Consider the following 10,761-nt stretch of genomic DNA (forward strand, 5'->3'; position numbering starts at 1 on the left):
AGTTACCGCGAATAAAAACTATGGAAACCGGACAACAGCAACGTGAATCTATCAACACCTCCTTATCACAAGGTACGCTAGCAATTAAAGGTGTTGATACTGAAAACTTACCAAAACTACCACCAGCACCTGAACCTGAATCTCAATGGCAGCAAATTGGTAGGCAAGTTTCTCACTTTTTAGAGCAATTACCCGAATATTTAGGTAGCTTTTTTAAGGAATATAAACAGCCTATAATAACTTTTGCTTTAATTTGGGCAGCAATTGTTACAGCAAAAATAGTATTAACACTATTGGATGCAATCAATGATATTCCACTACTATCACTGCTATTTGAATTAGTTGGAATTGGTTACGCTAGTTGGTTTATTTCCCGTTATTTATTGAAGGTTTCAACTCGGCAAGAATTAGCCGATGAAATTCAATTTCTAAAAAAACAATTTCTGGGCGAATAAATTTCCAACCATTAAGCTTAGACAGGATGGTGGAACTTTGCTTAACCTTAATCAGGGGCTTAAGATAAGAGCATTAAGCCCCTTTCCTAATATTGGTAACTATGAGTATTTATATCCAAAGAGAGAGAAGATAGCGTTATACTTAACCTTTAAATCACTTCTAAAGATAGTAGATTTGAGATTAAAAACAGCCTAATCTAGGTTTTGAAGTTATTCAATAGATTTTTTAACGAGGACATAAATTATGGCTAATGAAGCAGTTAAGAGAGATATAGATTCATCCGATAGAGCTGAATCAAATACATACGATCGCGGCATTATCCCAGCTGAAACTGCTGCTCGAATGGAAAGAGAAGGAGATAAGTACAAAACACTCCCCACAGAAGAAGGGGAAGCAGACGCACCTACTGACGATCAAACCGATTCAGAAAGTATACGCACCACTGACGGCTATACTGTGGACAAAGAAGGTTTGTCTAATAATTATGCAATTGAACCGGAAATGTACTACGAAGAACCCGGTGATGCACGCAAACAAGCAGCTGAGGAAAAGGCAGCACGTATTGAAGAACTCGGAGAAGTTAATCAAGACGAAGAAGGTAAGTTAACCGACAAGGGTGACAAACGCGGTAGAGGCCCAGGAGTAATTTAATTAACACCAATCCTTTTTACTAGGTGCAATCACACGTAATTAGGCGAAATAAATAGGTATTTATGTAGAGACGCAATCATTGCGTCTCTACTTTTATGGGCTAATATTTCCAGAGGTTTAACACTAAATAATCAACGGTTCGAGTTCACTATTATGCCATTGTCGCTGATGCCATTCGGCAACCAAAGGACGGACAATAAACTTAGGCTGTCCATCGCCTTTAACATCAATACGTAAACCTGAATAAGGTCGTCGCTTCAGAGAACCTTGACCGTTGCGACCAATGAAGAGATGCGATCGCGCCACTAATCTATTTTCATTCCCAAAAGTCTCCATCAAATCTGCTCCCTCAATCCGTTGGCGGCGCAAACTAAACCCGCTTCCACCACAAACAAGCCAGTGGATATGAGCATCAGCGTGTCCTGTATCCATTGTCTCAAGGTGTTCCAAGCAGTGGGCGTGACCGTTTAATACCAAATCAACCAAAGGACGGCCCTGATTTAAGGAACCTATTTCTTTAGCTACTGCATCCAACACACCACGGAAGTGATCGCGAACGATCAAAGTTTGTGCTTGCTCCCATTTTGTCGCCTCAGTTACGTAAGGAGGATGATGGAAATAAATCACCCTTCCCCGAATTTCTGAATTATTCCAAGATTCAATTAATCTTTGCTTGAGCCAGTCTAATTGTTCGATATCAGTCTGCATTGTTTTGTCACTGGCTAATTGCTTCTTGATATCAACAATAATTTCTTCGATTTGCGATAGCTTGGCGTGGAAGTCGTCTAATTGGTCGGCTTCAATTGGGTTTTCAGGACGAAGCTTGGCTGAGGTTTCAATGATTTGCTGCTTTTCTTGCTCTAAATCTTCCCGACGCTTTTCTAAGATTTTGCGATCGGCATCACCTTGTTTTGTTTTAGGCAGGGGTGGCGGATCGTTAAATGTATTAGAATCTAAGGCAAAGAAATCAATCCCGCCATAGCGAAAAGTGTAGTAGCGATTGGGAAGACGGGTAAAATGCCCAGGTTCGTACTTCAAACAACGACCTGTATCTGTCTTACCTGTGTAGTACTTATCTAAATGGCTAGTTAGCTCTCCCGGAAGCTGCAACGCCTTAAGATAGTCTAGAAAAGCCCGTGCGTAAGCCTCACCAGTTCCCGATCCATGTAAGGCTACATCTAAGTCTAACCGCGATCGCAATAGGCGACGAATCGGTAATGTTGTTAGAGAGGCCAAGCTCAATAAAATGGGCAAGTTATAGTAATCGTGATTTCCCGGTACTGGTAAAATTGGCAGTTTAAAAGTCATCTGGTCATAAGCAATCCGTTTCGGATGCTCTCCGCCCAAGAGAAACTCTCGGTAAGGTTCGATGAAATTTTGCTGATAGTATTCACTCGACCCCACCAAATAGATTACATCTCCGGTATGCAGCATAAACCGGGATTCGTCGTGATGGGGCAACATGAGTTCAGCAACCTGTCGCTGGGGATTGTGTCCCCGATGCCTACCAGAACCACTATCACCTACAACTAAAAATGAGAACTCAGGATTATCTGTTTGTCCATCCTCCAACACCAGGCGAGTTTGGTCGATGTTCCGTTCCACAATCAACGGATCTTGCCACTTTACTCGCTGATTCATTTTACGAATTTTGTTAGCGATCGCTGGATCTGATACAAGTTTCAATGCAACATACTCCTGAATCTTGAATAGTAGGGGAGTAGGGAGCAGGGAGCAGGGGAGCAGGGGAGCAGGGAGTAGGGGAAGAAGAACTATTGATTATTACTGCTCAATTCCCAATTCCCAATTCTCAATTCCCAATTCCCATTACCCCTTATCCCCAGAGGGGGCCCCACCTTCCCCAATCCCCTCATTCCTCTGCTGTGTCTTTCATCTCAATAGTCAAATTAGGGAGTCCCTCTAATTTTTCGGTAGGCTCAACTTCTTCTACTAATGGCACAAAAATCTTCAATCCTGCTGGTACACACTTAATTTCTACTGGTGTTGTGCCGACTATTTCACCATCTAGAACAACTTTTTGTGGTGGCTCAGTCGTAATTTTAAATTGTTTGGCTCGCAGAAAACCAATATCATCCCGCTCTACGGCGTTACCTGTAGAAGCCGTTTGGAATAGATGGAATGTAGCAGCGATCGCTCCTGCCTTATTAACTGGAGCGACAATCGTTAAATCTAGTAACCCATCATCATAAATCAGACCTGCTGGCCCCTGAGCTAAGACTGAAGTCGGAGGCGCGGCATTTGCAACTGTTACTGCACAGGCGCTAGTTTTAATTATCCTGTCTTCTGTTTCAATTTCAACATCAAAGTTTTTTAAGTTTCTCAGTTGCTGAATTCCAGCGAAAACGTAGGCCATCATTCCGAAGCGATTCTTGGCATCCCGGTCTGCCAATTCTACAGTTTCAGCTTCAAAGCCAATACCTGCTAAGAGTACCATCGGGCGATCGTTGCAATAAGCTACGTCTACATTGCGGGTTCCTCCGTGTAAAATTGTGTTACACGCACCTGCGATCGTGTCAGGAATTCCTAAAGCTGTGGCAAAAGCGTTTGCTGTTCCTCTGGAAATGATGCCAAATGCAATATCAGTACCAACTACAGCCGCCGCCGCAGCCGAGAGAGTCCCATCTCCACCCGAAGCAATGATTGCATCTACTCCTCGCCCTACAGCTGCATAAGCTAATTGGTCGGCATCGATTTCTTCAGTTGTTAAATAAATATCTAGGTCAATATCTGGCTCTAATATTGCCCGAATTTCTGCTAATTCTTGGTCTGGGTCTCCCTGACCCGCAACTGGATTGAAAATAAGGCAGGCGGAACGATTCATAAAATATAAAAGCTTAACTTAAGATCGCTAAAATACCAAATTATTTTTAGCATTTTCGTAAAATTTCGACTTCCTTCTAGCGGCTAGATTATATTTTGTAACAAATTGTCAATCTCCTGCATCTTAATATACACAAATATTCATCACCACTGGTATATTTTATCAATGAAGGCAGGAGGTGGGAGGAGTCTTGGGTTTAAGATCCTTCCAGCCTTCTGCCTCATGCCTCCCTCAAATACTTAAACAATAAAATTTTTGCCATGCGTCAATTATTACTAGTTTTGGCAAGTATGCTAACTCTCAGCAGTTTAGATACCCCTGCGATGACAATGGCAGGTACAACACCTGCTTTACCCCAGATGCGGTTAGTTCAAAAATTCAACTGTAATAATCCTCAAACTCAAGTAGCAATTAATGAATGCGCTAGATTATCTTATCAGAATGCAGATAAGAAACTAAATCAAGCTTATAAACAATTGCTACCTACCTTAGAAAACTCTAGGAAACAGAAATTGATTGCTGCACAGGTAGTATGGGTAAAGTTTCGAGATGCCAATTGTGAGTTTGAAAGAAGCAAATATGAGGGAGGAAGTATTGCTCCTACCATTTATTTTGGTTGTCTGGAAAATACCACAAAATTGCGTACCAAGCAATTACAGGAATATCTCAAATCCGATTCTTAAATTAAAGGACACGCAACGCAATATTATGATGCCAGTGCGATTTGTTAGCTAGAAATCAAACCCAATATTATGAAGAATTAGCCGCAAGATTCTAAAGCTATTTAGAACCACCAAACAACGAATGGGCAAATAAAGCGGCTTGAGTGCGATCGCGCAAACTCAACCTACTTAAAATACTGGTAACATAATTCTTAACAGTATTTTCTGAAAGAAACAGCGATTCAGCAATTTCACGGTTGTTAGCTCCACAAGCAATTAATCGTAATACATCTAATTCTCTGGGTGTGAGTTGTGCCAATTCTGGAGGAGGTTGCACAGAAGGGACAGGCGCGGCAATGGGCGTGAGTGCTTTCTCAAACAATCCCGGGCCGAGTAGGGTTTGTCCCTTATAGACGGATCGAATTGCCAACATGAGTTCCTCTGGTTCGGTGTCCTTGAGTAAATAACCCTTTGCACCCAGCCGCATCGCCTGGAAAACATACTCATCATCATCGAAGGTGGTGAGGACGAGAACTTTGATGTTGGGATATTGTTGAGCGATCGCTTTTGTTGTCGCAACTCCATCCATTACAGGCATCCGAACATCCATAAGCACAATATCGGGTTGCAGTGCCAGAATCTGTTCGAGTGCCCGTTGCCCATTCTCCGCCTCACCAATTACCTGCATCTCTGCATTGGACTCAAGCATACTCTTAAGTCCCTGGCGAATAAGATGCTGATCGTCAACTAATAAAATCCGAATCATAGCTAAAACAACAGCTTTGATAGTGGCAAAGAAACAGAAATACAGCAACCTGTTCCTAGTTTACTGTTAAGATTCAACTGAGCGCCCAGTGCAACCGCTCGTTCTCGCATTCCTTGTAACCCAAACCCGGTTGTATTTTGAGTGGGATTAAATCCTTGTCCATTATCTTCGATTGACAGATGAATCATCCCAGCGTGAGCGAGTAAGCCAATGGTGACACTTGTTGCTTGAGCGTGTTTGCAAATATTTGTCAGCGATTCTTGCACAATCCGGTAGAGGGCCGTGTTTACTTCAGTTGGTAAAGTGTGCGGCACGTCAATTTTATAAGACGGTTCAATACCTGTGGTTTGCTGAAAATCTGTTAGCAGCTTTTCAATGGCTGATGTGAGAGATTGTCCTTGCAAAGGATTTGAACGTAACACAGAAAGCGATCGCCGAATTTCCAGCAGCGCCTCAGCCCCTAATTCCTTTGCCTGTTTGAGAAATACCAATGCTTTGTCATTATTTGATTCCCAAAACAATAGAGTGTTATTAATTTGAATAGTTTGGGCGACTAGAGTGTGTCCTAATCCATCATGGATTTCGCGGGCAATTCGGTTGCGTTCCTGTAAGGTTGCCTGGTCTTCAATCCGTAGCGCATACTGACACAGCTGTTGATTGGTGATCTCTAATTGCAAATGGGCAATTTCTAACTGCTCTCGACTTTGGCGCTCTGCAAGCAGAGCATTAATTAACAACAAAGCGAATACTAACGTTAAGCTAAACAATAATATATTACTTAATCGCCAATCCCAAGACATGGCAATTATATCTCGCCTAAAATTCTCAGGTAAAATTGGTCTTGATAAAAGCAGTGTTGCATAAGTAAGCAGAGATAAAACCAAGACAGCCAGCTGTCCCGATTGCTTAAATATTAGACAACTCCGCATCACTAGTACCAGACACAGCAGGAAAACGGAGCGACTAGATAAGCTATGTTGAGTTGTTGGCAGCAAAATTAAACCGAATTCCAGGACTGTATAAAATAATTTCGTTTCCAGCTTCACCATTGGTAGTCTCAAGCCCATCAAGCTGAAAGTTGCGATCGCAACAACTCGCAGTGGCAACGACCAAGAAAACTCAAACGGCAGCAGAACTTCCATGAACATTGCCGTAGCTAATAACAGCCACTCTAAGTAAAGTAACAGACGAAACGATGGGTAGGTCAAGCGAATCATAGAACTGTTCCAACTCAATGGCCTTTGTGACAAAACCATAGGTATTTTCACAATTTTAGGATGAAACTCTTCTTCCTATATAACGAATCTGTATCTAAAATCGATAGAGCCGTTCCGACTGATTAATTATTCCTAAATTAGGAAAAAAGTCATAATAACTTCAGTACTTTTTTCCTGGTCAGGTTAGGAATTCTAGTTCATGCACAAATCTATCCCAACTTTTAAGATTAGCTGGTATGAGTCAAGCCGCAACTTTTCAAACATCTTCTAGACAGTCATAAACCTAAATTGAGTCAGAACAATCATATTACATACAACAAAAACCAGAGAAGTAAATGATTAAAAAACAGATAATTTTACCAACCCTTTTATTTGCAACTCTCCTAATTGGAGGAATGACGGGTTGCACCAGTTCTAAGTCTCCAGATGTGTCTCAAGGTGACAATGGTGGCACAAAGGTATCTGATACGAACACTTCTGCGCCAAGCTCTCCTGGAGCAAATACGCCGGAACGCGCCCAGAAGCGCGAGGCAATTCGCCAACAAGTTGAGGCAGTTTTGACCCCAGATCAAGTAAAGGAATTGTCAGCGAAATTGCAACAAGGTGAAAAAATGCGTAAAGCAGTGTTCAGCCTGAATCTCACGGCTGAACAAAAAACTAAAATTCAGGATATTTTTAAGACTGCCTATCCCCACAGGAAAGGGCAATCTCAAGATAAGTCCTAGTGGTTTTATCAAACATAATTCAGAATTCAGGAGTCAGAATTCAGATAGAATTCATTCTGAATTCTGAATTCATAATTCTGTATTCTTCTTTAATAGTTAAATTATGTTCAAGCAAAAATTAATTGTCAGGATAGAACTAGCTGTCATTGCCGCAATCTTGACAGGAAGTAGTTTCTCCGCTTCCAAAGCTCTAGGTAAAACCCAACCTAGCCCTCAAAAATTGGTGGATGAGGTATGGCAAATCCTAGATAAAAATTATGTTGATGTCAGCTTTAACCATCAAGATTGGAAAGCAATTCGACAGCAGTATCTTAGCCGCTCCTATAGTTCCAATAAACAGGCTTATGGGGCAATTCAAGAAATGGTAGCTAAATTAGGCGATCGCTACACTGAGTTTTACGACCCCCAAGAATTTAAAGCCCTAAATAGCGATCTTTCTGGCAACCTCACTGGTGTAGGGCTGGAACTGGGAGAGAATGAAAAAACTAAAGCCTTAACTGTTATCGCCCCGATTCAAGGAACACCTGCTTTTAAAGCGGGCATTTTGCCGGGTGATTTAATTGTCCAGATTAACGGTGAAATAACTCAGGGAATGAAAATAGAGGATGCCGTTAAGCGGATTGTGGGCCCTGTGGGAACCAAGGTAGTACTCACGATTCAACGGGCTAGCCAATCGCAAACTTTCACCCTGACTCGCGCGAATATTGCCATCTATCCTGTAACTTACAACACGCAAACAACAGCAGTGGGTAAGATTGGTTACATTCGTTTACCACAGTTTACGGAAACGTCTCCCGCAGAGATGCATCGCGCAATAGAAGCATTAGAAAAACAGCAGGTGCAGGGCTACGTTTTGGATCTGCGTTCCGATCCGGGTGGACTGCTGGATGCGAGTTTGCAAATTGCCAGTATGTGGTTAAAGCAAGGAGCGATCGTCTCTTTGGTAAATCGAGATCGAGTTAAAGATAACTACAATGCGTCGGGACATCCTCTCACCAACAAACCCTTAGTGATACTGGTGGATAAGGGATCTGCTAGCGCCAGCGAAATTCTGTCAGGAGCGCTACAAGATGATAATCGCGCTACGTTAGTAGGGACTCGCACCTTTGGTAAAGGTTTAGTTCAATCCGTAGAGCCTCTGGAGGATGGTTCGGGGTTGAAACTAACCATCGCTAAATACTACACACCCAAAGGTAGAGATATTAATCATGTCGGTATTGCACCAGATATTACCGTGGCGTTAACCGAGGCACAACAGAAAGCATTAGTAGAAAACCAAACCTTGGGAACATTAGCCGATCCTCAGTATGCTAAGGCTGTTGATAACCTGAGCCAATTGATTCAGTCGGGGGCTAATCATGCGAGTTTACAGGGTGGGAAATAAGACTTGTTGAGAATATTTACTCTTGTCAACAAGTTAGCAACTGTATCTTCTTAAAGGGCAATCATGTCAACCCGCAAAGCCCAACGACTTCAAACGTGTGAACCAGTCCCAGGTCTGCAAATCCTGGTTAAACTCAGTAACACTCCTTTTGTGCGGACAGTCATAACTACTGTTACCCACCATCAGCTAGCGATCGTCGGGCTTGTATTTGTTACCACCTTGCTTTTTGCTATGCGGGAAAACGCACCCTGGCTGACAGTGCCTAAACAGGTGGCAATTGAATTCTTTTCTGCTGTATCCCAGTCTTTAGCTGCTTTATTGGGGGTATTGATTGTTTTCCTGACTTTTACTAGTCAGTTAATCGCTCAAAGGCGGTATGAGGACTACTATACACTTCAGATTCAGATTGACCAACTCATTCGTCTAACTCAGTCTCTTCCCACCGAACTCAGTAATTTTGAGCAAACTCTGATAGCGCTGATTAACTATTTAGTTCCCTTGCATTTAAAAGATTTCCCAATCTGGGCAACTAGTTCCCACATGCCACCTTTGGACAAGCTTTTAGATAATTTCAAGGATGAATATGAATGGACGCAAGTGCAGCAAAATTCCTCCTTAGCTACCCATTTACAGCAACAACAAATTTTACTTGTCATCAATAATATGGAAGAAATCCTGGAGAGATTTTCCAGACTTTACAATCGCATCTTAGAGATCAGCCGTTTCATTCTCGCGATCGTTAAGTTGTCATTTCTTCTGGGAGTTTCCCTCCTATTTTTGCTGTTGTTTGGCATTATCGATTTGCAAAGGAAGTTTCCCGATCTCAGTCTACCTGTAATTGTTTCTCTAGCAATTTGGGTGTTGATTGCTCTTTTGGAGCTAGTGCTTGATACCTGGTTTTTTTATAAAAGTCTTTATGGCTCATCAAGTCACTATCTGCGGTTTTTCCCTAATTCAAAACACCCTAATTAATAGACGGAGGCTAAGTCAGTATGAGTAACTTAACATTTATAGAGAATAAAGCTAGTAAAGCTACAACTGATACAGTCCGGGCCTATCTTCAAGAAATTGGACGCATACCTCTGTTAACCCAGGAACAAGAAATTATTTTTGCCCAACAAGTTCAGCAGATGATGAGAATACTTGCTGAATCAGAAAAACTGGCTGTTGAATTAAACCGTATACCCACGCTGCCAGAATGGGCTAATCAGATGCAGTTAAGCGAACACGAACTAATTCAGCAATTAAATCAAGGGAAAAAAGCCAAGCAGAAAATGATCGCGTCTAATCTTCGGCTTGTGGTGTCAATTGCCAAGCAATATCAGAGACGTAATTTAGAGCTATTGGACTTAATTCAAGAAGGTACATTGGGTTTGGAAAGAGGGGTTGAGAAATTCAATCCGGCATTAGGCTACAGATTTTCAACTTACGTTTACTGGTGGATTCGTCAAGGAATTACCAGAGCGATCGCCCAGCAAGGACGCACTATTCGATTACCTATTCACATCAATGAAAAGTTAAATAAAATTAAGCGTGTTCAGCGAGAGTTATCTCAAAAGCTGGGTCGCATTCCTACCAGTACAGAAATTGCTAATGCACTTTCTTTAAAGCCTAGTCAGATTCGAGAATTTCTCCTTTTGGCTCGTCAAACTATATCTCTAGATATTCGAGTTAACTCAGAAAAAGATATAAGATTACAAGACTTAATAGAAGATTCTAGGTATTCGGTCAATAGCTCTACCACAGAGGAATTTCTCAATCATGAGGTTGAAAGTTTATTATCAAATCTCTCTCGCCAACAACAAGAAATATTAAATTTGCACTTTGGTTTAAGAGATGGACATCAACTTTCTCTAGAACAGATTGGTCAGCGGATGGGTATGAGTCGAGAACGAGTCAGGCAGATAGAAAAACAAGCTCTAAATCTTTTACAGCAGCAGTTAAGTAAATATTGAAAAGGAATGCAAAAACCAGAATTCAGAATTAATTAGTCCGAAATAACGAACCGCAGAGGCGCAGAGGACACGGAAAAATGAGGTTTGAGAGATATTTGCGTCA

General features: G+C 41.8%; 11 protein-coding genes. 7 read left to right on the forward strand and 4 right to left on the reverse strand.

Going from position 1 to position 10,761, the window contains the following annotated elements:
* Window positions 1-20: 20 nt before the first annotated feature.
* Both CDG79_RS01475 and CDG79_RS01480 read left to right on the forward strand, forming a co-directional pair.
* Window positions 21-455: a CAAD domain-containing protein gene (locus tag CDG79_RS01475; RefSeq protein ID WP_094339895.1), complete on the forward strand. Its 435-nt coding sequence runs from the start codon at window positions 21-23 to the stop codon at window positions 453-455.
* Window positions 456-699: 244 nt separating this feature from the next.
* Entirely contained in the window at window positions 700-1,107 is a 408-nt protein-coding gene (locus CDG79_RS01480; protein ID WP_094339897.1) for a hypothetical protein, read from the forward strand.
* A 123-nt stretch (window positions 1,108-1,230) separates the two neighbouring features.
* Here the strand turns inward: CDG79_RS01480 and CDG79_RS01485 are convergent, their stop codons facing one another.
* Together CDG79_RS01485 and CDG79_RS01490 are read right to left on the reverse strand one after the other, a co-directional pair.
* Complete coding sequence (locus CDG79_RS01485; RefSeq protein WP_094339899.1) at window positions 1,231-2,793, reverse strand: metallophosphoesterase family protein; 1,563 nt, start codon at window positions 2,791-2,793, stop codon at window positions 1,231-1,233.
* Window positions 2,794-2,977: 184 nt separating this feature from the next.
* Window positions 2,978-3,949, reverse strand: coding sequence for a YegS/Rv2252/BmrU family lipid kinase (locus CDG79_RS01490; RefSeq protein ID WP_094339901.1), 972 nt, complete (start codon window positions 3,947-3,949; stop codon window positions 2,978-2,980).
* A 260-nt stretch (window positions 3,950-4,209) separates the two neighbouring features.
* Here CDG79_RS01490 and CDG79_RS01495 point away from each other — a divergent pair, with 260 nt between their 5' ends.
* On the forward strand, window positions 4,210-4,632 hold the full coding sequence (locus CDG79_RS01495; protein ID WP_094339904.1) for a lysozyme inhibitor LprI family protein: 423 nt from the start codon (window positions 4,210-4,212) through the stop codon (window positions 4,630-4,632).
* Window positions 4,633-4,729: 97 nt separating this feature from the next.
* Here CDG79_RS01495 and CDG79_RS01500 read toward each other — a convergent pair whose 3' ends face one another.
* The gene (locus CDG79_RS01500) at window positions 4,730-5,377 is read right to left on the reverse strand and encodes a response regulator (protein WP_094333141.1); all 648 of its coding nucleotides are present in this window, start codon (window positions 5,375-5,377) and stop codon (window positions 4,730-4,732) included.
* A 2-nt stretch (window positions 5,378-5,379) separates the two neighbouring features.
* A complete protein-coding gene (locus tag CDG79_RS01505; RefSeq protein WP_223277970.1) occupies window positions 5,380-6,594 on the reverse strand; it encodes a sensor histidine kinase in 1,215 nt (404 codons plus the stop codon).
* A 335-nt stretch (window positions 6,595-6,929) separates the two neighbouring features.
* Here CDG79_RS01505 and CDG79_RS01510 point away from each other — a divergent pair, with 335 nt between their 5' ends.
* From CDG79_RS01510 to CDG79_RS01525, 4 genes are all read left to right on the forward strand, one after another.
* Window positions 6,930-7,319 carry a hypothetical protein gene (locus CDG79_RS01510; RefSeq protein WP_094333138.1) on the forward strand — a complete coding sequence of 130 codons (390 nt, stop codon included), beginning with the start codon at window positions 6,930-6,932 and terminating at the stop codon, window positions 7,317-7,319.
* Window positions 7,320-7,422: 103 nt separating this feature from the next.
* The gene (locus tag CDG79_RS01515) at window positions 7,423-8,703 is read left to right on the forward strand and encodes a S41 family peptidase (protein ID WP_094339909.1); all 1,281 of its coding nucleotides are present in this window, start codon (window positions 7,423-7,425) and stop codon (window positions 8,701-8,703) included.
* A gap of 63 nt (window positions 8,704-8,766) precedes the next feature.
* Window positions 8,767-9,675: a hypothetical protein gene (locus CDG79_RS01520; RefSeq protein WP_094339912.1), complete on the forward strand. Its 909-nt coding sequence runs from the start codon at window positions 8,767-8,769 to the stop codon at window positions 9,673-9,675.
* Window positions 9,676-9,695: 20 nt separating this feature from the next.
* Window positions 9,696-10,658 carry an RNA polymerase sigma factor, RpoD/SigA family gene (locus CDG79_RS01525; RefSeq protein ID WP_094339914.1) on the forward strand — a complete coding sequence of 321 codons (963 nt, stop codon included), beginning with the start codon at window positions 9,696-9,698 and terminating at the stop codon, window positions 10,656-10,658.
* Window positions 10,659-10,761 lie beyond the last annotated feature (103 nt).

This window comes from Nostoc sp. 'Peltigera membranacea cyanobiont' 232 (assembly GCF_002245985.1).
In the GTDB taxonomy this organism is placed as follows: domain Bacteria; phylum Cyanobacteriota; class Cyanobacteriia; order Cyanobacteriales; family Nostocaceae; genus Nostoc.

Coding starts and splice junctions, on each gene's coding strand:
- CDG79_RS01475 (WP_094339895.1), top strand. CDS start 21: ATGGAAACCGGACAACAGCAACGTGAATCTATCAACACCTCCTTATCA.
- CDG79_RS01480 (WP_094339897.1), top strand. CDS start 700: ATGGCTAATGAAGCAGTTAAGAGAGATATAGATTCATCCGATAGAGCT.
- CDG79_RS01490 (WP_094339901.1), bottom strand. CDS start 3,949: ATGAATCGTTCCGCCTGCCTTATTTTCAATCCAGTTGCGGGTCAGGGA.
- CDG79_RS01495 (WP_094339904.1), top strand. CDS start 4,210: ATGCGTCAATTATTACTAGTTTTGGCAAGTATGCTAACTCTCAGCAGT.
- CDG79_RS01500 (WP_094333141.1), bottom strand. CDS start 5,377: ATGATTCGGATTTTATTAGTTGACGATCAGCATCTTATTCGCCAGGGA.
- CDG79_RS01505 (WP_223277970.1), bottom strand. CDS start 6,594: ATGATTCGCTTGACCTACCCATCGTTTCGTCTGTTACTTTACTTAGAG.
- CDG79_RS01510 (WP_094333138.1), top strand. CDS start 6,930: ATGATTAAAAAACAGATAATTTTACCAACCCTTTTATTTGCAACTCTC.
- CDG79_RS01515 (WP_094339909.1), top strand. CDS start 7,423: ATGTTCAAGCAAAAATTAATTGTCAGGATAGAACTAGCTGTCATTGCC.
- CDG79_RS01520 (WP_094339912.1), top strand. CDS start 8,767: ATGTCAACCCGCAAAGCCCAACGACTTCAAACGTGTGAACCAGTCCCA.
- CDG79_RS01525 (WP_094339914.1), top strand. CDS start 9,696: ATGAGTAACTTAACATTTATAGAGAATAAAGCTAGTAAAGCTACAACT.